At 68.2% G+C, this 24,860-nt stretch carries 16 protein-coding genes; 12 read left to right on the top strand and 4 right to left on the bottom strand.

Features of this window, described 5'->3' with window-relative positions:
- Position 1 precedes the first annotated feature (1 nt).
- Positions 2 to 937 (bottom strand): U32 family peptidase, encoded by a 936-nt coding sequence (locus ABEA87_RS39260; protein WP_345638578.1) that lies wholly within the window; start codon positions 935 to 937, stop codon positions 2 to 4.
- A 135-nt stretch (positions 938 to 1,072) separates the two neighbouring features.
- Between ABEA87_RS39260 and ABEA87_RS39255 the strand changes: the two genes are divergently transcribed.
- Positions 1,073 to 1,885, top strand: a complete 813-nt coding sequence (locus tag ABEA87_RS39255) for an IclR family transcriptional regulator (RefSeq protein ID WP_345638576.1) — start codon at positions 1,073 to 1,075, stop codon at positions 1,883 to 1,885.
- Here ABEA87_RS39255 and ABEA87_RS39250 read toward each other — a convergent pair.
- Positions 1,869 to 2,906 (bottom strand): zinc-dependent alcohol dehydrogenase, encoded by a 1,038-nt coding sequence (locus tag ABEA87_RS39250; protein WP_345638574.1) that lies wholly within the window; start codon positions 2,904 to 2,906, stop codon positions 1,869 to 1,871. The genes ABEA87_RS39255 and ABEA87_RS39250 overlap by 17 nt on opposite strands.
- A gap of 694 nt (positions 2,907 to 3,600) precedes the next feature.
- On the opposite strand from ABEA87_RS39250, the gene ABEA87_RS39245 reads away from it, so the two are divergent.
- The 7 genes from ABEA87_RS39245 to ABEA87_RS39215 all read left to right on the top strand — a co-directional run bounded on the left by ABEA87_RS39245 (position 3,601) and on the right by ABEA87_RS39215 (position 14,776).
- Entirely contained in the window at positions 3,601 to 6,453 is a 2,853-nt protein-coding gene (locus ABEA87_RS39245) for a beta-L-arabinofuranosidase domain-containing protein (protein WP_345638573.1), read from the top strand.
- Between the two features lie 137 nt (positions 6,454 to 6,590).
- Positions 6,591 to 7,604, top strand: a complete 1,014-nt coding sequence (locus ABEA87_RS39240) for a hypothetical protein (RefSeq protein WP_345638571.1) — start codon at positions 6,591 to 6,593, stop codon at positions 7,602 to 7,604.
- A gap of 1,180 nt (positions 7,605 to 8,784) precedes the next feature.
- On the top strand, positions 8,785 to 9,774 hold the full coding sequence (locus tag ABEA87_RS39235) for a LacI family DNA-binding transcriptional regulator (protein ID WP_345638569.1): 990 nt from the start codon (positions 8,785 to 8,787) through the stop codon (positions 9,772 to 9,774).
- A 143-nt stretch (positions 9,775 to 9,917) separates the two neighbouring features.
- The gene (locus tag ABEA87_RS39230; RefSeq protein ID WP_345638566.1) at positions 9,918 to 11,459 is read left to right on the top strand and encodes a sugar ABC transporter ATP-binding protein; all 1,542 of its coding nucleotides are present in this window, start codon (positions 9,918 to 9,920) and stop codon (positions 11,457 to 11,459) included.
- Positions 11,460 to 11,517: 58 nt separating this feature from the next.
- The gene (locus ABEA87_RS39225) at positions 11,518 to 12,570 is read left to right on the top strand and encodes an ABC transporter permease (RefSeq protein WP_345638564.1); all 1,053 of its coding nucleotides are present in this window, start codon (positions 11,518 to 11,520) and stop codon (positions 12,568 to 12,570) included.
- Positions 12,567 to 13,595, top strand: a complete 1,029-nt coding sequence (locus tag ABEA87_RS39220; RefSeq protein WP_345638563.1) for an ABC transporter permease — start codon at positions 12,567 to 12,569, stop codon at positions 13,593 to 13,595. The genes ABEA87_RS39225 and ABEA87_RS39220 overlap by 4 nt, the downstream gene beginning before the upstream one ends.
- A 116-nt stretch (positions 13,596 to 13,711) precedes the next feature.
- Positions 13,712 to 14,776 carry a substrate-binding domain-containing protein gene (locus tag ABEA87_RS39215; protein ID WP_345638562.1) on the top strand — a complete coding sequence of 355 codons (1,065 nt, stop codon included), beginning with the start codon at positions 13,712 to 13,714 and terminating at the stop codon, positions 14,774 to 14,776.
- Positions 14,777 to 14,843: 67 nt separating this feature from the next.
- Here ABEA87_RS39215 and ABEA87_RS39210 read toward each other — a convergent pair whose 3' ends face one another.
- A complete protein-coding gene (locus ABEA87_RS39210; RefSeq protein WP_345638560.1) occupies positions 14,844 to 15,857 on the bottom strand; it encodes a LacI family DNA-binding transcriptional regulator in 1,014 nt (337 codons plus the stop codon).
- Positions 15,858 to 16,069: 212 nt separating this feature from the next.
- On the opposite strand from ABEA87_RS39210, the gene ABEA87_RS39205 reads away from it, so the two are divergent.
- From ABEA87_RS39205 to ABEA87_RS39190, 4 genes are all read left to right on the top strand, one after another.
- A complete protein-coding gene (locus ABEA87_RS39205; protein ID WP_345638558.1) occupies positions 16,070 to 17,389 on the top strand; it encodes an ABC transporter substrate-binding protein in 1,320 nt (439 codons plus the stop codon).
- Between the two features lie 109 nt (positions 17,390 to 17,498).
- On the top strand, positions 17,499 to 18,461 hold the full coding sequence (locus ABEA87_RS39200) for a carbohydrate ABC transporter permease (protein WP_345638556.1): 963 nt from the start codon (positions 17,499 to 17,501) through the stop codon (positions 18,459 to 18,461).
- Between the two features lie 6 nt (positions 18,462 to 18,467).
- Positions 18,468 to 19,286, top strand: a complete 819-nt coding sequence (locus ABEA87_RS39195) for a carbohydrate ABC transporter permease (RefSeq protein WP_345638554.1) — start codon at positions 18,468 to 18,470, stop codon at positions 19,284 to 19,286.
- Complete coding sequence (locus ABEA87_RS39190) at positions 19,283 to 21,232, top strand: glycoside hydrolase family 127 protein (protein WP_345638551.1); 1,950 nt, start codon at positions 19,283 to 19,285, stop codon at positions 21,230 to 21,232. Before ABEA87_RS39195 ends, ABEA87_RS39190 begins: the two co-directional genes overlap by 4 nt.
- A gap of 194 nt (positions 21,233 to 21,426) precedes the next feature.
- Here the strand turns inward: ABEA87_RS39190 and ABEA87_RS39185 are convergent, their stop codons facing one another.
- Positions 21,427 to 24,504 carry an RICIN domain-containing protein gene (locus tag ABEA87_RS39185; protein ID WP_345638549.1) on the bottom strand — a complete coding sequence of 1,026 codons (3,078 nt, stop codon included), beginning with the start codon at positions 24,502 to 24,504 and terminating at the stop codon, positions 21,427 to 21,429.
- Between the last annotated feature and the right edge of the window lie 356 nt (positions 24,505 to 24,860).

Raw genomic sequence — 24,860 nt, 5'->3', positions numbered from 1 at the left:
CCTAACCGACCGGGATGGCCAGGCCCTTGGCGTACCGGGCCGAGCAGGTGGGCGTGGCGCCGCTGCGGGCCAGCAGGTCCAGCCCGAGCCGGGCCCGGCGCACCCGTTCCCGGGTCAGCTCCACGGCCGTGCGCTCCAGGTGCCCACCGGACGGGTACAGGTCGGGGGCGTTGCGCAGGCCGAACTTCGCGTAAACCGGCGCGACCAGCTCGATGAGCCGGGGCAGCTCGTAGTGCCGCACGAAGCCGCCCAGATTGTCCGGCGCCTCCACGTAGATGTCCAGCGGCAACGAGACCACCGACCGGATGGCCGCGGTCTGCGACAGGGTCAGGTCGGTCGGCAGGTTGATGGTGTCCGCGCCGAGCCCGGCGATGACCTGTGCCGCCGCCGCGTTGGCCACCGGCAGCATCACCGAGACCTTCGCCTGCATGTCAGTGGGCAGGCTGCCCGCGGCGCGCAGCTGGGAGAAGACCGACAGCACCCCGATGTCGGCGACCAGCACGCTGCGCACGCCGAGGTCGGCGGCCCGCCGGATCTCGTCCACCACGGCGACCAGCTGATCCTGGCCGCGGGTGGTCGGGGCCAGGCCGGCGCCCCCGGACGCCCGGGTCATCGCTGACGCGTCCCAGCCGGCGCACGGCCGGGCGAACAGGCTCAGCTCGACGCCGGCGCCCGCCGCCATCCGCACCATCTCGGTTATCTCGCCGTCGGTCAGCAGTCCGACGCCGCTGCCCTGCGACACCCGGGTCACCGGAACCTCGAACCGCTCGGACTCCACCAGCACCGCCTCCAGGCAGGCCGGGCCCTCCACGCTGGGAATTTCTACCCGGTACTGCGCACCATCCGGGAAACGCCGCTGTGACGGGCCGGGCGGATACTGGTCCGAGGCCGGCAGCCCCAGCGCGGTGAGTAGATCACTCGTTGTCGAGTCGGTCATCGCACCCCGCCACCCCTGATGAGTTATTCGATATCTCGGACTCAATTCAGTATGCCGTACAAAAGACGTTATCGATAGCGCAGTTTCTCGTCAATAACACGCTAGACTGTCGGTCCGTCGAAGGGAGTCCGTGTCATGGCCCGAGCGGTGCCGGCCGTTACCCGCGCGCTGGATGTGCTGGAGCTGTTCCTGGATCGGAACACGCTCACCGCGCCCGAGATCGCGGAGCGGCTCAAGCTGCCCCGCACCACGGTGCACGAACTCGTCAACACGCTGGTCGACCGCTCCTACCTGATCGCGTCCGAGAGTTCGCCGATCCGGTACCGGCTCGGCATGCGCCTCTTCCAGTTGGGCAACCGGTTCGCCGAGCAGCTCGACCTGGCCCGCGAGGCGCAGCAGGTGGCCGCCGAGGTCGCCGGGGCCTGCGACGAGACGGTGCACATAGCGGTACTCGACGGCGCACACGTGGTCTATGTGGCCAAGGTGGACTCCACCCATCCGGTGCGGATGGTCTCCGCGGTCGGCCGGCGGCTGCCGGCGCACTGCACGGCGGTGGGGAAGGTACTGCTCGCCGCGCTGTCCACGGAGGCGCTGGAGGCGCGGTACCCGCCGGGGCAGACGCTGCCGGCCATGACACCCAACAGCGTCACCTCGCCGGCCCGGCTGCGCGCCGTGCTGTCCGAGGTGCGCGCGCAGGGGGTGTCGTACGACAACTGCGAATCCAACGACGCCGTGCGGTGCGTGGGCGCACCCGTGGCCGACCACAGTGGAGCGGTGGTGGCCGCGATCAGCATCTCGGTGCCCATCATCCGGTGGAGCCCGGAACGGGAGAAGGAGTGGACGTCGCTGGTGCGCGCCGGCGCGCTGACCCTGTCCCACCGGCTGGGCTACTCCGGTAGCTCTGACGCGATCGGGCTGGAGCGGCTGGCGGTCAGTTCGGCCGGATGAGCACCTTGAGCGCCTTGACCCCGCGGTCGCCGAGCGCCGCCAGCGCCGCGGGTGTCTCGTCGAGGTCGAACCGGTGGCTGATCAGCGCGGCGGGGTCGAACTGCCCGGCGGCGTACAGCGCGACCACGAACCGCCACGCGGCCGGCGACGCCGCGAAGGCGCCCTGCACCCGCAGCTGACCCAGGCTGATCACATCCGGATCGAGCGCCGGCCGGCCCGATCCCGAGATGCCCAGCAGCAGCACGGTTCCGCCGCGCCGGGCCAGCGCCAGCGCGGTCGCCGCGCCCGGCGCCGAGTTGGTCACCTCGACCACCAGATCGAAGCGGGCGCGCAGTTCCGGCTCCGTACCGTCGGCATTGACCAGTACCGCCGTCGCACCGCACGCCTCGGCGTAGCCCACCCGGTCCGGACGATGGCCCAGCATCACCAGCTCCGCCGGTGTGGCCAGCCGCAGCAGCAGCAGGGCGAGCAGGCCGAGCGGGCCGTCGCCCACCACCGCGATGCGGGAACCAGCCGCCGGCATGCCAATCTCCAACAACCCGCTCGCGACGCACGCGGCCGGCTCGATCAGCGCGGCGGACTCGATGTCCCGCTCGGCGGGCAGGGTGTGCACCAGCGCCACCGGCACGGTCAGCCGCTGGGCCAGCGCGCCGGGGTGGGTGAACCCGGTCTCCGCGTACGCGCCGGCGCACAGGTTGGACCGGCCCTCGCGGCACCGGTCGCAGCGCTCGCAGGCGCGCACGCCCTGCGCCACCACCGGTTGACCCACCTCGAGGTCGCGCACCTCCGGGCCGAGTTCCACCACGTGACCCGACCACTCGTGGCCGGGCACGATCGGATAGCAAGCGAAGTCCGCCGGTCGCTGGCCGGCCACCAACTCCAGATCCGATCCGCAGATCCCGACCGCCGCCGGTGCGATCAGCACCTCGCCGGGTCCGGGGCGCGGATCGGGTAGCTCGACGACGCCGTACCGGCCGGGCCGGGAGACCACGAACGCACGCACGGCGGTCAGTCCGTCCACGCGGTCCACGGGCTACGGCGCAACCGGTCCCCCGAACTCTTGGACACTGCGCCAGATCCCCTCCTGAACGTGCTGCCGTGATTGGCAGAACTGACCCGCGCGCGGCGCGCATGCACGGTACGCGAAGCCGATCCGCGACCGTTGGTACAACGGACTGAAGGATGCCACCCAGGTCCCTACCCGCGTCCGTAGACGCGAGCGCCGCGAGCCGGCATAACTCCCTTACATGATGGCCAACAGCGCCGGCCGGCGCATAGAAGCGAATCGGCACCCGAGCGGGCGCGGGCCGGACGCGACCCCCGCCGGTTACGCTGTTCGAAATCTCGGACACATCGTTGTTCACGGTGGAGATAGGCTCGCCCATCGACGGCCGCCTGTCAACGCTCCACATCTTCGCAGGTCACGTTGCCGAACAAGGAGTCCCGGCACAGAGAGCGACGACGGCGAGTGAACCCTTCGACACGCTAAACGTTGACAAGCATTTCTCGATGGTTCTACCGTGCAACCAATATCGGATGGCGTTCGGTATTTCGGACAGGCGGAGTGCCGACGTCGATCTGCAACGCATGTCCAATCATCGAAACCTTCTCCTGCGTGGCCCTTGCACCGCAAACACCGCCCCCCGCCCGCCACACCCCGGGCTTTTGACCTCGACGACCCCTGTGTCTGTCGCGAACCAAGGAGGAGACCGCACATGTCAAACCTGTCCCGAAGGGATGCCCTGCGGTTAGGCGCACTAGCTTCCGTCGGTACGGCCGCAATTGGATCGACCTCGTTCGCCACGGCCGCGCAGGCCGCGGACGCGACGGCGGACGGTACCGGCGCCACCGGGGCCCCCACCGGCACGACGATCCCCACGCCGTCCAGTTGGACCATCAGACCATTCGACAACACGCAGGTGACTCTGTCACCCAGCCTGTTCACCGCCAACCGGGACCGCGTCCTCAACTTCCTGCTCCAGTACCCGATTGACCGCATGCTCGCGGTATATCGCGCGAACGCTGGACTGGACACCCTGGGCGCGCAGGCGCCGGGCGGCTGGGAGACCTTCGACGGCAACCTGCGTGGCCACTACGGCGGCCACTTCCTCAGCGCCATGGCGCTGGCCTACGCGCACACCGGCGACACCGCGTTCAAGGACCGGGTCGACTACTTCGTTACCGCCCTCGGGCAGTGCCAGGACGCGCTGAACGCCACGGTCGGTCAGCCGGCCCCGCCCGCGCCGCCGGTCTCCCGGGTCGCCGGCAAGTTCGGACAGGCCCTGCAGCTCAACGGCCAGGGCCAGTTCGTGTCGCTGCCGACCGGCATCGTCTCCGGCCTGACCGACTTCACCATCTCCACCTGGGTGAACCCGGCGACGGTCAGCACCTGGTCGCGCATCTTCGACTTCGGCACCGGCACCACGCGGTACATGTTCCTGACCGTCAGCGCCGGCTCGGGCCCCCGGTTCTCCATCACCACCGGCGGCAGCGGCGGCGAGCAGCAGCTCAACAGCACCACGCGGCTGTCCTCCAAGCAGTGGAGCCACATCGCGGTGACGCTGTCGGGCACCACCGCCACCATGTACATCAACGGGGTTGCGGTGGCGACCAACGCCAACATGACGCTGACCCCGTCGAGCCTCGGCTCGACCACCAACAACTGGCTCGGCAAGTCGGCCTTCGGCGACCCGCTGCTGAGCGCCTCGCTGGACGAGTTCCAGATCTACAACCGGGCGTTGAGCGCCGCCGAGGTGCAGGCCCTGACCACCTCCGCCGACGGCGGGCTGGGCGGCGGCAACGTCGCCCGGTACACGTTCGACGAGGCGTCCGGGAACACCACGCCGGACTCGTCCGGCAACGGCAAGGACGGTGCGATCACCAACCCGTCGACCGGTGCGCCCGGCCCGAGCCACGCCGGCTACCTGGCCGCGTACCCGGAGCAGCAGTACATCCTGCTGGAGCAGTTCGCGACGTACCCGACGATCTGGGCACCCTGGTACACCTGCCACATGATCATGCGGGGTCTCCTCGACGCGTACCAGCACGCCGGCAACGAGCAGGCCCTGACCATCGTGCTGGGCATGGCGGACTGGGCGTACAGCCGGCTCGGGAATCTGCCGCGTACCCAGCTGGACAAGATGTGGAAGATCTACATCGCCGGCGAGTACAACGCGATGCCGGTGGTGATGGCCGACCTCTACGCGATGACCGGCAACGAGAACTACCTGACCACGGCGCGCGCCTTCGACAACACGTACCTGCTGGACGCGGCCATCGCCAACCAGGACACCATCAACGGCGAGCACGCCAACCAGCACATCCCGCAGTACGAGGGATACCTGGAGATCTTCGAGCAGACCGGGATCGCCGACTACTTCACCGCGGCGTCCAACTTCTGGGACATGGTGGTGCCGCACCGCATCTACGTCGACGGTGGGATGGCCGGCTCCGGTGAGATCTTCGGTGCCCGGGACGTCATCGCGTCCACCATCCAGACGTCGAACGCGGAAAGCTGCTGCGTGTACAACATGCTCAAGCTGAGCCGCAGCCTGTTCTTCCACACCGGCAACCCGAAGTACATGCAGTACTACGAGCGGGGCCTGTACGGGCAGATCCTTGCCTCGCGGGAGAACATCAGCAGCGACACCAACCCGAACCTGACCTACTTCGTCCCGGTCAACCCCGGCACCCGGCGTAGCTACGGCAACCTGGGCACCTGCTGCGGTGGCACCGGCCTGGAGTCGCACGCCAAGTTCCAGGACTCCATCTACTTCACCTCGGTGGACGAGTCTGCGCTCTACGTCAACCTGTACATCCCGTCCACTCTGGACTGGGCCGACCGGGGCTTCAGCATCAGCCTGGCGACGGACTACCCGACCGACCCGGCCGGCACCAGCACGCTGACCGTGAACGGCAGCGGGCAGCTGGACATCAAGCTGCGGGTCCCGTACTGGGTGGAAAAGGGCTTCAGCGTAAAGATCAATGGAAAGGCGCAAAAGGTCACCGCGACCGCTGGCGACTACGTCACGCTGAGCCGGCAGTGGGCCGACGGTGACACCATCCAGGTCGCCGCGCCGTTCTCGCTGCGCATCGAGCGTGCTCTCGACCAGCCGCAGACCCAGACCATCGCCTTCGGCCCGGTCCCGCTGGTCATCAAGAGCTCCGCGACCAGCTACCAGAACCTGACGATGTACCAGGACTACACGCTGAGCCGCGACCTGAGCAAGGCGATCCAGCCGACCTCGACGCCGATGACGTTCACGACGAACGGTCTGACCCTTCAGCCGTTCTACATCGACGACACCAACCCGTACCATGTTTACTTCCACCGCGTGGAGCCCCAGGTGGTGTTCGGCGCCGTGAACAGCGGCGTAACCAACCACGTCGGCACCGACGGCCGGACCTTCCTCGACACGGTCTGGGACCAGGCCCCGTTCGCCGACAAGGGTGACCTTCTGCGCGCCGTGGACCAGGTCTCGTCCGACTGGTACAGCAACGGACTGCTCACCCGCCAGGAACGGGAGGCCGTACTGTCCTCCGCCGGTCGGTCGAACCTCGCGGCGTAATCCGCCGCGAGCTTCCCTCGTTTCCCCCCAACGGATTAACGTAACTCTCGTACCGAGCTCAGTCCGCACCGCGGTAATCGCCCCCGGCGCCCCAGTGGCGCCGGGGACGTGCCTCAACAGAAGGGAACGCCAGACCTATGCGTTACCGACGTTCTGCAATCCTCGCGACCGCGCTCGCCGCGGCGGCCGCCGGCGCGGTGGCCATCGCAATGCCGGCATCGGCCGCGTTGACCACGTCGTGCACGGGCACCGCCTCGGACGTCACGGTCCCCAACGACCTGTTCGTGCCCGCGAACAAGTCGTGTGACCTGACCAACGTGACCATCAACGGCGCCACGACCGTACGCGGGGGCGGCAACCTGCTGCTCACCGACTCGACGCTGAACGGCACGCTGGCCGTGCAGGACAACGGCTTCGTCGACATCGAGCACAGCACGGTCACCGGTGCGGTCAAGCTCAACACCGCCTTCGGCGGCTACGCCCAGAACAGCACGTTGGGCGGGAACGTGACCGCGACCAGCTCGGGCTTCTTCTACAGCATCGGCTCGTCGATGGTCAGCGTGAACTCGACCCAGGGCGAGACCTACCTCGAGTCGGCCCGCATGTCCAAGAACCTGACCACCAGCGGCGATGTCCTCACCGACGTGTACAACAGCGTCATCGAGGGCACCGTGGGCATCAGCGGCGCGCAGACCGGCAGCGTGGTCTGCACGTCCGAGATCGACGGCAACACCACCATCGACGGCAGCACCGCCGCCGATGGCAGCCTGGTGCAGGTCGGCGCCTCGGCGCCGCTGACCGGCTGCGGGTTCGACGTGTTCGCCTCCGGCCTCGCGCTGACCAACAACGCGGCGCCGGTGTACGTCAGCGACAACGTTATCCGCGACAACCTGAGCTGCACCGGCAACGCCACGGCGCCGGTCGGGTCGAGCAGCCGCATCCGCGGCGAGGCGACCGACCAGTGCGCGCCCGCCGCGTCCGGTTCGGTCACGCCCAGCGCCCGGGCGCTCACGCCCAACGCCGCCGCCAAGTCGGTCGCCCCGGCGGCCTCCGCCGGCCGCGACTCCTCGGTGCTGGCCCAGGTGAAGAGCCGGCAGGGCAGCGGCACCTCGGCCGCCCAGCAGGCCGGCCCCGCGGGCATCGGTAGCTGAATCGCCCGCGCCGGGCGGTCGGGCCGTAACCCGGTCGACCGCCCGGCGCGAGCAGGCGTGCGCCGGCCTCGTGCCGGCGCACGTTTGTGCCCCTCCACGTTCGCAGGCACCTTCGCACGCCCCGTAAAGCGCCTCTCGCACCCGTGAAGCACCTTCCCCACCCCCACGTACCTCCGCACCCGCGGGCACCCTCGTGCGGTCGCACAGACCGCGCGACTGGCCCGCGACGTGGCTCCGCGGTGCGATCGGACTCCGGCTCGACGTTCGAGATTCGGCCTTGACGTTCAGGCTCCGGCTTGACGTTCGGGCTCTGTCTTCACGTTCGGGCGCCGCCTTGACGTTCAGGCTCCGGCTTGACGTTCAGGCTCCGGCTTGACGTTCGGGCTCTGTCTTCACGTTCGGGCGCCGCCTTGACGTTCGAGCTCCGTCTTCGTTCAGATTTCGCCTCGACGTCTGGGGTCGGACATAGCCCGCACCGTCCAGCCGTGCACGCCCACGAGGGTGTGCGCGCGCTGTCGCGTGGGCGCGGCGGGCCCCGGCGCGCCTGCCGTGGCCGAGCGCGCGACGAGCCTCACGCGCGCAGGGGGCCCGTTCGCCTGCTGGGGATCGCGCCGAGCCCTGCCGGCCTCTGCCCCGCCGCGGGAAAAGCCACCACCAGCTGAGGATCCTCCATGGCTTGCCGCGCCGCTGGCCCCGCGCCCCCACGCGTTCCCCGCTGAGCCGAACCCAACAGATCAGGCGAAAACCGCTGCCTCGGGGTAAGCGCGAGCAAAGCATCCACGCGTGTTCCACAGCGCGAAACGCTTGCGCCACAAGGAAATTGGCACGAAGCGGTCGCACCCGTCCCGGCCCGACCAAGCCCGCTGGCGTGCCACGCACGCCGGTGCGCCAACCCATCAGGCAAAACACCAGGGGGCCGGTGTGTCCGGGCCGTCGCCCGCCCCCATGTTGAACGCACGGACGGTTGCGCATGCACTCATGCATGGAGAATCACGGTTTCATGTCGGGTCTTGACGGTCTCGGGGCCCGTCCTTATGGTTACCGCATTGTTAACGCTCACACTCTTCGGTGGAACGTCGGATGGGAGTGTCGCGTGGATAGCCGTCGTGCTCCGCGAGGCGAGGAGCGGTCAACCCCCGGTTCGGATCCGGTGGTGGCCGCCCGTGCACATCGTCCGTCCATGATGGACGTCGCACGGCTCGCCGGCGTCTCGCACCAGACCGTCTCCCGCGTGCTCAACGACCATCCGAATGTCCGGCAGAGCACGCGTTCCCGGGTGCTGTGGTCCATGCAGGAGCTCGGGTACCGGCCGAACAGCGCCGCTCGCACGCTCGTGACCGGTCACTCGCGCACCATCGGCGTGATCGGTCTGGACAGCACGCTGTACGGGCCGGCGGCGACCATGCACGGCGTGGACGACGCCGCGCGGCACGCCGACTACCGGGTCAACACCGTCGGCCTGGCCTCCATCGATCGGCTGTCCGTCCTGGAGGCGGTGGAGCGGCTCGCCACCGCCGGCGTGGAGGGCGTGGTGGTCATCGCGCCGCTCTCCTCGGCCAGCGAGGCCCTGGCCGACCTGCCGACCGACATCCCCACCGTCGTGGTCAACGCGCATCCCGAGTCCGGGATCGCCTCCGTGACCGTGGACCAGGCGGACGGGGCGCAGCGGGCCACCGAGCATCTACTGGCCGCCGGACGGGGCACCGTCTGGCACGTGGCCGGCCCGGCCAACTGGTCGGAGTCCAAGGGCCGCGTCGAGGGCTGGATGCGGGCGCTGGACGAGGCCAAAGTCGACGTGCCGCCACCGCTGACCGGCGACTGGAGCGCCCGCTCCGGGTACGAGGCGGGGCGGGTGCTCGCCCGCCTGCCAGAGGTCACCGCCGTGTTCGCCGGCAACGACCACATGGCCCTCGGCCTGCTGCGCGCGCTGCACGAGTTCGGGCGGGCCGTTCCGGACGAGGTCTGCGTCGTGGGCTTCGACGACATCCCCGAGGCCGCATACTTCACCCCGCCGTTGACCACTGTGCGGCAGGACTTCAGTGAGGTGGGCAGGCGCTGTGTGCGGCTGCTCATCGGACAAATCGAATCAACGGGCGACGCCGCCGAGTGCAGCGTCGTCATGCCGGAGCTGGTTGTGCGCCGGAGCAGTACCCCCAACAAAGTCCCCTAGTTCCAGCCAAGTTCGGGATAGGTGACGGCCGTGATTGTTAACGAGCACATACACAGTTGTTTATTTGATGTGAAGCCGTTGACTGTCGCGGTCGGCACCACGGGTGACCCGTACCCGACCCAATCCAGGGAGGTGTGTGGTCCGTGCGGGTGAACTCGACGGACGAAGCGCACGAGCCGAAAGGCTCCGGCCTGCGCTACGACGCGGTCGATATTTCGAAGAAATTCTCCGGCGTCGAAGTCCTCAAGTCCGTAAGCGTGCAGTTCCACGCCGGCGAGATTCACACCCTCGTCGGGGAGAACGGCGCGGGCAAGTCCACGCTGCTGAAGGTGATGGCCGGCGTCTACTCCCCCGACGGGGGAAGCCTGTCGTTGGGTGGCGTGCCACAGCGAGGCCTGACACCCCGCGAGGCACAGTCGCGGGGCATCTACCTCGTACCGCAGGAACCACGGCTCATGCCCGACCTGTCGGTTGCCGAAAACCTCTATGTCGGCGCGCTGCCGAAGGGCAGGCTGCTGGTCAACGTCGACTGGCGCAAGGTGTACGCGAGCGCGGACGCGGTCTTCTCCCGGGTCGGGCTGAAGGTCAATCCGCGGATGGCGGCCGGGCGGCTGTCGATCGCGCAGCAGCAACTCGTCGAGTGCGCCCGCGCGCTGGCACACGACTGCCGGGTCATCTTCTTCGACGAACCCACCTCGCCGCTGACCGCTCACGACTCGGAGCGTCTCTTCGAGCTGATGAACGACCTGCGGGAGCAGGATCTGGCGCTCGGCTTCATCAGCCACCGGCTGGACGAGGTGGACGAGGTCAGCGACCGGATCACCGTGCTGCGCGACGGCGGCGTCGTCGCCGAGGCGGAGCGCGGCGAGCTGACCCGCCAGGAGCTGGTCGGCGCGATGGTCGGCCGCTCGCTCGCGGTCACCCAGCGCGCGCAGCACGCCGAGACGCCGGGCGAGGTCGCCCTGGACGTCCAGGCGCTGTCCTGCCCGCCGGAGGTCAACGGGTTCACGTTGCAGGTACGCTCCGGCGAGATCGTCGGCCTGGCGGGCCTCGTGGGCAGCGGTCGCACCGAGTTCGCCGAGGCGGTGTTCGGACTGCGCAGCCCGACCGCAGGCCGGGTCAAGCTCGGCGAGCGCGACATCACCGCCCGTTCGCCGCGCGGCTGCATCGACGCCGGGCTGGTCTACCTCGCCGAGGACCGGGGACGCAACGGCGTCTTCGCGGACGTGGACATCGCCCGCAACGTGACCGCCGCGACGATCGGCCGGCTGCCGAAGTGGATCGGCACGTTCCTGCGTCCGCGTCAGGAGCAGCTCGTCGCCCAGCAGGCCGCCCAGCAGATGGACGTGCGCGCCGCCTCGATGGAGCTTCCCATCAAGGCGCTGTCGGGCGGAAACCAGCAGCGCGCGCTGCTGGCCCGGTGGGTCGCGGCGGCCCCGAAGGTGGCGATCTTCGACGAGCCGACCCGGGGCGTCGACGTCGGCGCCAAGGAAGGCATCTACGAGATCATCGAGTCGCTGACCCGGAACGGCCTGGCCGCCCTCGTCATCTCCTCCGAGTTGGAGGAGCTCGTGCGCCTGTGCGACCGGGTGTACGCGGTATATGAGGGCCGGGTCGTCGGCGAGGTGACCGGCGACGACATCACCCTGGAGAACCTCGGCCACCTGGCGGTAGGTGCGCAATGACGCGCTGGCAGACAGATCAAGGCCGCTATGAGCCCAACGAGCGGAGCGAGGTGGGGGCGTGAGCACCCAAACAACCGAAGCGAGGCTACGACAGCCCGCCGAACCGACGGTGTACCGCAGGTCGTGGTCCGCGGTGTTTTTGCGCCGCGAACTGCTGCTACTGGCCGTCATGGTGGTGATCGTGCTAGCCAGCGTCGCCCACCATTCGTACTTCTGGACCTCCCGGAACATCTCGTTCATCCTGGCCGACTCGATGGTCATCACGTTCCTCGCGCTGGGCGAGACGTTCGTCCTGCTCAGCCGGGGCGTTGACCTGTCGATCGCGCCCATCATGGGGCTGTCCGCCGTCATCGTCGGGTTCCGCGCGCAGGACCACGGCATGACGCTGCTGCCCGCGGTGCTGCTCGGCGCCGTGGTCGGTCTGGTGCTGGGCCTGGGCAACGCGGTACTCGTGGCGGTGCTGCGGCTACCACCCATCATCGCCACCCTGGGCACCCTGAGCGTCTACGGTGGCCTGCAATTCGTGGTCACCGGCGGGGACCAGGTCGACCACGTACCCACCCAGTACACCGACCTGGGCAGCGAGACGATCGTCTGGGGCATCCCGACCATCCTGCTGATCGGAGTCGCGGCCGTCATCGTGACCGCCCTGGTGCTGCGCCACACCCGCTTCGGGCGGGCGGTGTACGCCACCGGGAACGACCTGGAGGCGGCGTACCGGTCGGGCATCCGCACCAACCAGGTCATCTTCGCCTGCTACGTGATCTGCGGGCTGTTCGCCGGCCTCGCCGGGGTGGTCTACCTGATGCGCACCGGCTCGGCGGTCGCCACCACCGGCACCGACAACAACTCCAACCTCAACGCCATCGCCGCCGCGCTGATCGGCGGGACCGCGCTCACCGGCGGGCGGGGCAGCGCGATCGGCGCCATCGCCGGCAGCGTGTTCCTCTCCCTCACGCTGACCGCCATGGTGTTCGCCGGCATTCCGGCGATCTGGCAGCCGGCCGGTGTCGGCGCGGCGATCCTCATCGCGGTGCTCGCCGACGGTAAGGCCCGGCGGCAGAACAACACATTCCGACTGGGACGGCTTCGGCTGCGGAGGTCCTCATGACGAACATCGCGCTGCCCCGGCGGTTCCGGCTGCCGACCTGGGGCCTGACCCTGGGCGTCGCGCTGATCGCCGAGCTGGTGTATTTCAGCCTGACCACGCGGCAGTTCGCCGGGCACGGCAACGGCATCCTGATCCTCACCGAACAGTTCGTGCCGATCGGAATCCTGGCCCTGGGCGCGGGTGTGGTCATCCTGACCGGCAACATCGACCTGTCGGCCGGCGCCACGGCGAGCCTGTCCGCCATCGTGGTGGGTACCGAACTCAAGCACGGTACGGGCATGGGGCTCGCGATCGTGATCGCGCTCGCCACCGGGGTCGGGTTCGGGCTGTTCAACGGGCTCGTGGTGTCCCTGCTGGGCATCGACTCGCTGCTGGTCACACTGGCCACCCAGTTCATCGCGACCAGCCTGGCGACCTCGATCGGCGGTGAGTCGCCGCCGTACGGGTTCAGCGACATCTTCCAGCGCCTCGGTACCGGCCTGGTCGGGCCGATCCCCTCAGCTCTGGTGCTGTTCCTGGTGCTGGCCATCCTCACGGCTCTGCTGGTGACCCGCACCGGCTTCGGTCGCGCGCTGACGATGATCGGGTACAGCCGGTCCGCCTCGGACTACGCCGGCATCCGCACGTACCGCACGCTGGTGCTGTCCTTCGGCCTCAGCGGCCTGTTCTCGGGCATCGCCGGGCTGGTGCTGGCCGCGTACTACAACTCCGCCCGCGACGACATCGGCACCACCCTGCTGCTGCCGGCCATCACCTGCGTGGTGCTCGGCGGCGTCGACATCTTCGGCGGCAAGGGCCGGATGGCCGAGGTCATCGTCGCCGTGTTCTTCCTGGGCTTCCTGTCCCAGGGGCTGCTCATCTCGGGCCGCAGTTCATTGACCGTAACCATGATCACCGGAATCCTGCTCATCATCGCGCTCGTCGTGAAGCTCACCCTGGAGCGCCGGACGGGCGAGTCGATGGGCAGCGCACTGCGAAGGCTGCTTTCCCAACGCGGGTTCCGCAGACCGATGCGACAGCGGTAGTCGACAGGTCTCGCGAGGAGCTCCACCAACACGCGGCGGCCGAACCGGCCGTCGCCGGGTATCCCCTATCCCCTATCGATCACATTGGTTGTCCCGAAGGAGAGTGGACAATGTCCATGCGACAAGCAAGCGGCTTCACGAAGCGTGCCAAGGTCGGCGCGCTACTGGTTGCCACGGTGATCGGCGTGAGCGCGTGCTCCAGTGGCACGAGCGCGTCGTCGTCCGGTGGCAGCGCGACAAAGGTCAAGGCCGGCGACCCGATCACCGTGGCCGTCGTCCCGAAGCTGCTCGGGCTGGCCGTCTTCGAGGCGAACGTGAAGGGCGCCAAGCAGATCGCGCCCTCGCTGAAAGAGACGATCAACTACACCGCCTCGGTGCAGGCGAGCGGCCCGGACCAGGCGAACATCATCAACGGCCTGGTGAAGAGCAACAACCCGCCGCAGGTCATCGCGTACTCGGCGAATGACCCCACCTCGGAGGTCCCGGCGCTGCAGGCGGCCAAGGCCGCGGGCATCAAGGTGATCGGGTTCGACTCCGACGTCACGCCGTCCGCGCGCGACTACTTCATCCAGGACACCGCGTACCCGGACATGGGCAAGGCGCTCATCGACGCCGTGGTGCAGAAGTTCGGCTCCACCGGCACCATCGGCATCCTGTCCTCCACCAAGGACGCGACCGTCCAGAACGCCTGGATCGACGCGATGCAGGACTACATCAAGTCCAGCTACCCGAACCTGAAGGTCGGCCCCATCGGGTACGGGCAGTCCAACCAGGCCACGTCGCAGACCCAGGCGACCAACCTGATCAACTCCAACCCCGACCTGAAGGCCCTGATCCCGATCGACGGCGCGGCGGTGCCGGGCGCGCTGGCCGCGGTGAAGGCGGTCGGCAAGGCGGGCAAGATCGGCGTGTTCGGCATCGGTGACCCCAACCCGAACAAGCAGTACTTCGAGGACGGCTCGCTGACCGGTCTGTTCCTCTGGGACGAGGTCAAGCAGGGTGAGCTGATCGCCCAGGTGGCGCGCAAGGTGGCCGACGGCACGATGCCGGCGGCCGGTGGCTCGTTCGACGCGGGCGACCTGGGCACGTTCACGGTGAGCAACGACCCGGCTCCGGGCACCATCATCTTCTCGAAGCCGCTCGAGTTCACCAAGGACAACTACATGCAGTACGACTTCTGATCCGTTGCTCCACTGTGGGCGGTGCGATCCCGGTGGATCGCACCGCCCGCGCGGCGAAAAGACCCTTTCAGTGGGTGGGCGTGGTCGATCCGCGCACCATCAGGCGGCAGGGAAGTTTCTCGATCCCGTGTGACGGCCGCCCATCGATAGCGTCGAAAAGCTTCTCGGCGGCCCGGCGGCCGAGCTCCTGCAGGTCCATGTCGATGCTGGACAGCGGCGGCCGCGCGTCGGTGGCCAGGACTTCCCAGTTGTCGTGGCCGATGACCGCTACGTCGTCGGGGATGTCACGGCCCAGTTCGCGCAGCGCGTCCATCGCCCCGCGAGCTATCTGGTCGCTGCCGCAGATCAGCCCGTCGATCTCGGGATGCGCCTCCAGGAGGATGCGCGTGGCGGCCCTGCCCCAGCTCTCCGACCACGAGCCGAAGAACGGCGCCTCCACGGGCTGCAGGCCGGCGTCGTGCAACGCCTGCAACAGGCCGGCCACCCGGTCGTGTGCCACTCCGTACGCCGAGTCTCCGGTGATGATGGCGATCCTGCGCCGGCCGATGCCGAGCAGGTGTTCGGCGGCCAGGCGCCCACCGTGGACATTGTCGCTGGTGATCGAGCAGTCCTCGGGGTGGTCCGACGGCGCGTAGGCGTACACGACCGGCACCGTGATGTCGGGCCCCAGGGAGCGGCGCGGATCCGGCCGGGCGCCGACGATGATGAGACCGTCCACGTGGCGCGACAGGAGCGCGCGCAGCTGGTGCTGTTCCCGGATCGCGTCGCCGCGGGCGTCACAGAGGAACACCGAGGTCGAATCGGCGCCGAAGGCATCCTCGGCGCCCATCATGATGGGGATCGAGAAGCGGCCCTCCAGGTCCGAGGTGAGCAGGCCGACGGTTCCGGTCTGGCCGGACAGCAACCCCTGCGCCAGCGGGTTGGGGACGAAGGAGAGTGCCTCGGCGGAACGGAAGACCTTTTCGCGGGTTGATGCGCGTACCTGCGCCCGCCCGTTCAGGGCTTTCGACGCCGTCGCGACCGAAACGCCGGCCAGGCGGGCGACGTCGCTCAGCGTTGCCGGCTTGCTCTTCTCAACCAATTTCGGTCTCCTGGGACGCTATGTACGGCCTTCTTCTGAAGGCTAGCAGGATGCCGCGCAACCGTGCTTGACCCAGTTCCGGCGCGCATGTTAAGTTGCCGAAAAGCTTTTCTGTCTTTTCGGAGCGGCCGGAAGCGGTCAATAACGAACGAACGAATGACCTCGAGCAAAGGTCGGCCGGTGCTCCGCGTCGAGAATGAAAGGCACCAGACATGGAATCGATAGCTCCTGCTCCACGCCGCAACCGGTTCGCCCTAGCGGCGGTCGCGGTTGCCGGTGCCGTCGCCCTGACCCTCGCCGCCTGTGGCGGCGGAAGCAGCGGCAGTAGCGGCACAGTGTCCATCCCCGAAAATGGCACGGATGACGGGACGACCATCACGCTCTGGTCGCGCGCACCCCTGGAGAAGCAGGCGACCGACGCGGTCAACGCCTACAACAAGACGCACAAGAACCAGGTCAAGCTCGAGCTGCTGCCCAACGACGACGTCGAGGGTAAGGTCGGCGCGGCCGTGCAGACCGACAGCCTGCCGGACATCCTCGCCGGCGACGTCGTGCGGGTGCCCTACTGGACGCAGCAAGGCATCTTCCACGACCTGACCAAGCAGATCGACGCGCTGCCCGAGAAGTCGGAACTGCAGTCCGGGCACATCAAGGCCGGCACGGTCGACGGCAAGGAGCACACCCTGCCGTTCGTCAGCGACATCTCGGTGATGGTCTGGAACAAGGACCTCTACCAGCAGGCCGGGCTCGACCCGAACAAGGGTCCGGCCAACCTCAACGACTTCGTGACCCAGGCCAAGGCGGTCGCCGCGCTGAACAAGAAGGACGTGGCCGGCACGTACGTCGCCGGTCAGTCCGGTGGCGCGCTGGTCTTCACGCTCTTCCCGATGTTGTGGGGCAACGGCGACCAGGCGATCAGCGATGACGGCAAGAAGTCGCTGCTCGACAGCGACTCGGCCAAGAAGGTCTTCAACGCCTACCGTGAGCTGGCCAACACGCCGAACGGGCTGGGGGCCGGGTCGAAGGACGAGACCGGCGCGACGTGGACCGCACCGTTCCAGAACGGGAAGATCGGCGTCATGCAGTACCCCTTCACGGCGGTCAGCGCGCTGTTCAAGTCCTCGCCGTTCCAGATCGGCGTGGCGCCCATCCCCGGCGTCGACAGCGGTTCCTCGACCTTCCTCGGCGGGGACGCCATCGGCATCACCAAGGACTCCAAGCACGTCGCCCAGGCCTGGAACTTCCTCGCCTGGCTGATGAGCGAGCAGGCACAGCAGACGGTGTTCGCCGACAACAACGACACCGCGTCGAACTTCAAGACGCTGGAGAGCGGCTACAAGGACGCCGATCCGCGCACGCTCATCGGCAACGGCACCATCAAGACCGGCCAGACGCCGATCGCCACGAACTTCAACGACGCGTTCAACGCGGCGGGCAGCCCCTTCCAGATCCTCTTCCAGGACGCCGTCTGGGGCGACGCATCGAAGATCGACGCAGACAACCAGGCGATCACCACCGCACTCGGACAGTGACCGCGCGCTAGAAACGCACCAAGCGCACATCCCAGCCGGGAACGGCGGTAGTCGAGCCGTTCCCGGCTGTTGCCGGACACCCCTCGCACAGTCCTACGGAGGTCAGACCATGGCCCCACCGACGTCGCTGACCCCGGTCCTTGACAAGGCGCCACCGCGCCAAGCGCGTCGTGCCGCATTCCGGTCCAAGAAAGCCCGCGCCGAGAACCGCACCGGATGGCTCTACGCCGCTCCGACCGCGATCCTGCTCCTGCTGTTGTTCGTCGCCCCGATCGTCGTGGTCGTCGTCATGGCGTTCTCCCACTGGACGCTGCTCGGGGGGGCCCAGGGCAACAACTTCCCGGACAACTTCACCAACCTGTTCAACGATCCGCTGCTGCCGCAGTCCATCTGGTTCACCCTGAAGTACACCGTGGTCACCACGGTGATTCTGATGCCGGTGGCCCTCGGGCTCGCCCTGCTCGTGCAGGAGTCGCGGCGGTGGAACAACTTTCTGCGCACCGCGATCCTGATCCCCTCGGCGCTCGGTATCGCGTCGGCCTCCCTGCTGTTCTACGCGCTGTACTCACCTCAGGTAGGCCCGATCACGCACATCCTGGAGGATCTGGGCGGCGCCGGCGGCCAGTCCTCCATCCTCGGGACACCGGGTGGCGCGCTGTGGGGCACGGTGATCCTCGTGGTCTGGCGCTTCGCCGGCTTCTACATGCTGCTGATGATGGTCGGCCTGCAGGCCATTCCCGTCGAGGTGTACGAGGCGGCCCGGCTGGACGGGCCGGGCCGGTGGAAGACGTTGACGAGCATCACGCTGCCGCTGCTGCGCCCCACCGTCGCGATGACCATGATCCTGTCGGTCACCGGCTCGCTGCTGGCCTTCGACCAGTTCTACATCCTGACCAAGGGCGGCCCGAACAACTCGACCATGACGATCGTCCAGCTGATCTACCGCGATGCCTTCGAGACCCACAAGGACCTCGGCATGGCCGCGGCGCTGTCGGTTCTCCTGCTGTTGGCGCTCGTGCTGGTCAACATCGTCCAACTGCGCGCGCTGCGCGTCGGCGCGGACGAGGAGTAGCAGGAGATGAAGAAGTCAGTCGCATCGCAATCCGTCTACTACCTCCTCACCACGGTGATGGTGGTGGTGTTCATCATCCCCCTCGTCTGGGCGGTGGTCAGCTCGGTGTCACCGAGCCCGGGCACGGCGCAGATCCACGGGTACGGCTTCAAGAACTACGAGACCCTGTTCTCCTACGGGTACGGCCTGCCCAAGTACCTGATGAACTCGCTCATCATCTCGATCGGCGCGACCGCCCTCACGCTGGCGCTGGCGGCCACCGGAGGCTACGCCTTCGCGCGCTTCCGGTTCCGGGGCAAGAACGTGTTGTTCGTACTGGTGCTGTCGATCATGATGATCCCCTACGCCACCCTGCTGATTCCGCTGCTGGTGTGGATGAAGGACATCAGTCTGCAGAACTCGCTGTTCAGCGTCGTGCTCGTGCTGACCCTGTTTCAGATCCCGTTCGGCATCTTCATGATGCGCACCTCGTTCACCGCCGTGCCGCGCGACCTGGAGAACGCGGCCCTGATCGACGGATGCAGCTCGTTCCAGGCCTTCCGTCGAGTCATGATCCCGGCGGTGCGCCCCGGCCTCATCACGGTGGGCCTGTTCGCATATCTGGCCGCCTGGAACGACTTCATGGTCTCCCTCTACCTGCTCAGCAGCAATAACGCCCCGCTACCGCTCGCGCTGGTCAACATGCGCCAGCAAACCATGGGCGTCATCGATTACGGATCGACCACCGCCGGCGTCGTCGTGCTGACCATCCCGGCAGTGATTCTGTTCCTCGCTCTGCAGCGCCACTACATCCGGGGCTTCGCCTCGGGCGCGGTGAAAGGATGACCCACACAGTGAACGATGGTCACAACGCGACCCAGCCGGACGGCGTCACTACCGCTCGCCTCACGGTCGCGCCGGTCGCGCCAGGTACGGCAACTCTGCTCCCGCTGGGGATCGACAAGATCCGCATATCCGGCGGGTTCTGGGGGCACCGGCAGCAGCTAAACCGGGACGCCATCATTCCCCACATCGCCCGTTGGCAGGAGCGGGTCGGCTGGACGGCCAACTTCGACGCCGTCGCGAACGGCACCGTCGGCCACACCCGCTCCGGCCGCGAATTCTCCGACTCGGAGGTGTACAAGCTCCTCGAAGCCATGTCATGGGAGATCGCCCGCACCGGCGATGAGGAGTTGGAACAGCGACTGCAGAGCATCGTCGAACGGATCGCGTCGGCCCAGCAACCCGACGGCTATCTCAACACGCGCTTCGGCAACGCCGACCAGCCGTCCCGCTACTCCGACCTCGAATGGGGCCACGAGCTCTACTGCTACGGCCACCTCATCCAAGCGGCCGTAGCCCGGATCAGGTCCGGACATCACGACCGGCTCGTCGAGATCGCGTGCAAGGCGGCCGACCACGTCTGTGACACCTTCGGCCCCGACGGCCTGGCGGGGGTCTGCGGCCACCCCGAGATCGAGACCGCGCTCGTGGAGCTCTACCGTGCCACCGGAGTGCGCCGGTACCTGCGGCAGGCCCGCGTGTTCCTGGACCGGCGGGGACGCCACAGCCTGCAGGACATCGAGTTCGGGCGGTCCTATTTCCAGGACGACATCCCGATCGCGGACGCGCAGGTGCTGCGCGGGCATGCCGTGCGGGCGCTGTACCTGTCCGCCGGCGCCGTGGACGCCGCGGTCGAGGCGGACGATTCCCCGACGGTCGAGGCCGTGGAGCGGCAGTACCAGCGCACGCTTCAGCGGCGGACCTACCTGACCGGAGGCATGGGCTCACACCACCAGGACGAGGCCTTCGGCGACGACTTCGAGCTGCCGCCCGACCGCGCGTACTGCGAGACCTGCGCCGGCGTGGCGTCCATCATGGTCGCCTGGCGCCTGCTTCTCACCACCGGCAACCTGGCCTACGCCGACACCATCGAGCGCACCCTCTACAACGTGGTCGCTGCCTCACCGAGCACCGAGGGCACGGCGTTCTTCTACACCAACCCGCTGCACCAGCGCGTCGCCGGCCAGCCCAGCGACCCGGACGAGGTCAGCCCCCGCGCACACGCCCAGCTGCGCGCACCCTGGTTCGAAGTCGCCTGCTGCCCGCCGAACGTCGCCCGTACCCTCGCTCAACTCGCGACCTACGTCGCGACCACGAACCGGGACGGCGTCCAACTGCTCCAGTACGCTCCGGGCACCATCCACGCCTCGCTCGAGGACGGGCAGGACGTGCGGCTCGACGTGTCCACCCGCTACCCGGACGACGGCGAGGTGACGGTGACGGTGGTCGCCGCGCCCCGCGACCGGTGGACCCTGACCCTGCGCATCCCCTCCTGGGCGGACGGCGCCACCGTCGAGGTCGACGGCCAGGTGTCGCGCGCGCAGGCGCCGTCCCACACCGTTCACGACGCCGCGGCGGACAGTCGCATCGTCCTCCGGCTCCCGATGGAGCCGCGCTGGACCACCGCCGACCCGAGAATCGACGCCGTGCGTGGCACCGTCGCGGTCGAACGCGGGCCGCTCGTGCTGTGCGCGGAGTCGGTCGACCTCCCCGGCGGGGCTGACGTGCAGGCACTGCGCATCGATCCCAAGCAGCCGCCGCGGCCGGTGGGCGACGGTGCCGTCGCGGCCGGGGTGCTCTTCGTGCCGAACGGTGGGATCGAGCAGCCCTACGGGCGCCTCGATGCCTACATCGAGGACGCGTACGACATCGAGCTGCCGCTCGTTCCCTACCACCGGTGGGCCAACCGCGGACCGAGCACCATGCGGGTGTGGATACCGACACGGTGAGGCGCCAGGCCGGCCCCGCAACGGGATCCGCGATCGCACCCGCGTCTTAGCGGTCGCGCCAACCCCGTCACGGCGTCACGGCACAGGCTCGCGCATATCGATCAGCAGCAAAGGTCGCCCCGTGCCGGATGAGCCGGCACGGGGCGACTGTCATGGCGCCGCGGCTGGTGCGCCGCCAATCCACGAACGGACGGTCAGCTCGCCAGGGTGATGGCGATGCTCGTCGCACCCGAGTTGGCGGTGACCGTGTGCGTCGAGGCGTTGTAGGTGCCGCCGCTGACCGAGTTCACGCCGACCGACAGGAAGATCGGCAGCTGGATGGAGACCGCACCGCCCGGCAGGCTGCCGGACAGGTTGACCGTGACCACCCGCGTGCTCGGCTTGGTCACCGAGATGGACACGCCGTAGGTCGAGCGCGAGCCGCTGCTGACCGAGTACGAGTTGGTCAGGTTGGAAGCGCTGATGGTCTGACCGGAGGCGATCCAGGTGTTCGGGATGCCCCGACCGATGTAGAGCGGCCGGGTGTAGGTGTAGGGGCCGCTGCCGGTGGCCGACAGGCCCTCGGCGACGATCGACTGCAGCAGGCCCTCCTGCTGCGCGGAGATCGGCCAGGCGTACGGGATGGCGCCGAATTCTGGGCCGGCGTGGTTGCCGATCCACGGGTTGGAAGTGCTGGGCCCGGAGCCGTTGGCCTCCCACCAGGCGTTGGGGCCGCCGGTGGTGGTGGCGATCTGCCAGGCGTAACTGGTGATCGGCAGGTCGCGGTAGTTGCTGCCGAACAGGCCGTTCGAGGCGTACGCGGTGTTGTACGCCGTCGAGTACCCGTTGAAGGCGCCGAACGTCGGGTACGGCAGGCTGTGCGAGGCCAGCCGGGCGAAGCCCATGGCGTACATGGCGTCCGACTGTGCCGGGTCTCCGATCACGCCGTTGAGCGTGCCGCCCATCAGCATCGTCGACCACTGGTTCTGACCCACCCAGACGGGCGAGGCCCAGTTGGCGTCGTTGTAGGTGTTGCACCGGTTGGACGTGTTCGCCTGGTCGATCACGCACGGCAGGTAGCTGAAGCCATGCGCCGACTCGTTGTTGGCGACCAGGGTGTTGGTGTGGCTGAGCAGGTTGTTGTACGCGGTGTTGGCGTACTGCGCCTCCGTGGTGTTGCCCAGCCGGGTGGCGATGTACTTGTACGCCGCCAGGCCCTCCAGCGCCGAGTAGTCGTCGAACAGCCAGCGGCCGGACGAGTCGTTGTCGAAGCTGGCCTTCAGTGAACCGTCGGAGGACAGCTGCCCGGAGTAAATGGTGTGCATGATGGTGTAGAGGCTCGGACCCCACTGGCTGGAGCCGCTGGCGTCGTCGTGGAAGTACTGGCTGACGAACGCGGTGTCGTTGGTCTTGGCCAGGTAGTACGCCCAGGTGGCCGGGGTCTTCCAGTCACCGTCGTAGTACCAGTTGGCGCCGTGCTCGTTGAAGTTGGTGGCCTGCGAGATCCGCGCGGTGAGCAGAAGGTTCTGCGCGTCGTGGTAGTCGCCGGTCTCCAGCCGGGAGTTGAGTTCACCGGGCACGTCGTGGTTGAGCAGCCAGGAGTAGTTGTCCGCGCCGGAGAACTGCGCCTCACCGACCTGCATCATCAGCCCGTAGACGGTGCCGGCCTTGTACGCGTTGACCAGCGCCGTGCCGGGGTTGGCCAGGCTGCCGGTGTTGGGCAGGGTCAGGTTCGGCAGGCCGAAGCCGGCCGTCTCCCCGATGCGCCCGTTCCAGTACGCGGCCATCTGGGCGTCGGCCGTGTCGAAGCTCGGCGCGGCGGACGACAACGTGGTGCCGGTCGGCAGCGCGGCGCCGTTGCCGAAGTTGTCGACGGCCACCACGTAGTCGTGGTTGCTCGTCGCGTGCGCGGCCACGGTGTTCAGCGACGTGCTGGTCAGCCGGACCAGGTTCGTGCCGGTGCCACCCGGGTCGATGGTGACCGAGGCGCTGCCGTTGTTGGTGACCGACACCCGCGTGTAGACCAGATCGAACGCGTGGCCGCTGATGGTCACCTTGTCGGCGAACTCCTTGATGGACACGGCCACCGACCCGGAGGTGAACGAGGTGGTCATGGCCGGCAGGTAGCCGGACTCCTGGGTCCACTGCACCGACTGGGCGGCGCGGTTGCCGCCGTAGTGGTAGATGCTGAACGAGTACATCGAGCCGCAGATGTTGGTGCCGTTGTTGTTGTACGTGGTCGGCACGCCGCGGGCGAAGAACGAGCCGGACAGGTACTGCAGCACCGGCCAGTAGTTGCCGTCCCAGCCCAGCGCGGTCTCGTTGGCGAAGCCCTGCCCGAGCGGGTCGGCCGGCACCGGGAAGTTGGTGCCGTACGCGTTGGGCAGGCTGGAGTTGTTGCAGGCGTTGGGTGCCACGGCCGGGATGCCCAGGTAGGTGGTGGTCCCACCGCCGCCCGACGAGTTGACCACCCAGCTGAACGACGCCGAGCCGGCGGCACCGGTGCCGTCGGTGGCCGTGACCACCACGGTCGACGTGCCGGCCGTGTTCGGGGTGCCGGTGATCAGGCCGCTCGTGCTGATGGACAGCCCGTTCGGCAGGCCGGTGGCGGAGAAGTGCAGCGTCTGGCCGGAGGCCGAGTCGCTCGCGCTGATCTGCAGCGACACCGAGGTGCCGGCCGTCGTGGTGCGGGTACCCGGGTTGGCGACGGTCACCGTGTTGCCGCTGGTGGTTCCGCCGTTGTAGGACGGGATGCGCCACACGCGGGTGGTGGCCGTCGTGCAGGGCAGCTGCACCAGCACCGTGTTGTTGGCGGTCGTGTCGCCCGTTGGCACGATGCACTTACCCGAGTTCGACGCCACCAGATTGAAGGTGTTCGTCGCACCCGACACCGACACCGGCGTCAACGTGAACCGCTGACTCGTCGCACCACTACAGGTCAATTGCTGCACCGCCGCGTTGTCAGCCGTAGAAGACCCCGCGACACCCACACACAGACCCGCGAACGACGTCACCGTATACGTCGCCGTCGTACCCGACACCGGCGCGAACGTCCAACCCTGATTCGACCCGTTGTTACACGAATACTGGATCAACTGCGTACCCGGCGACGTCGACGAGTACGGATCATCCATACAGTTCCCGCTGGCCTGATTGACCACCGTACTGGTGAACGTCACCGCGGCCGAGGCGGCTTGTGCTGTGGCCACTGTGGACAGTGTGGCCGCGACGAGCACGAGCACGGCACCGGCGGCGAACCGTCTGTGCCGTCGCGTCCTGAGCCCTTTGCTCACATGCTCCTCCTTGAGGGGGGTGGGACGGCGGCCGGCGTGAGGGCCGGCCGGGGTACGGGAGCGGCGCACGCGTACGGGCGGGTCACCGCGCGAACAGAATGATGCATATCGATTCGATATATCGAACTGCATTCACATCCTGCGCAAACGGTAAGGCCCCAAGACATCGACTGTCAACGACATGTCATCCGGCCGGAACGGAGTTCCCCGCACGGTATCGGCGCGCGCCTCGGGCCATCCCGAGGCGCGCACGGACCGGCCACCACCAGCGGCGATCGCGGCCCATCGACCAGTCCAGCCGTGCGGCGTTCGATATTTCGAACAAGATTTCGGGCTCGGCGCTCGGCCGCACGCGG

The sequence above is a fragment of the Rugosimonospora acidiphila genome, assembly GCF_039543385.1.
Taxonomy (GTDB): Bacteria; Actinomycetota; Actinomycetes; order Mycobacteriales; family Micromonosporaceae; genus Rugosimonospora; species Rugosimonospora acidiphila.
The sequence above is the reverse complement of the archived record's forward strand: the minus strand, read 5'-3'. Positions and strand labels throughout refer to the sequence as shown.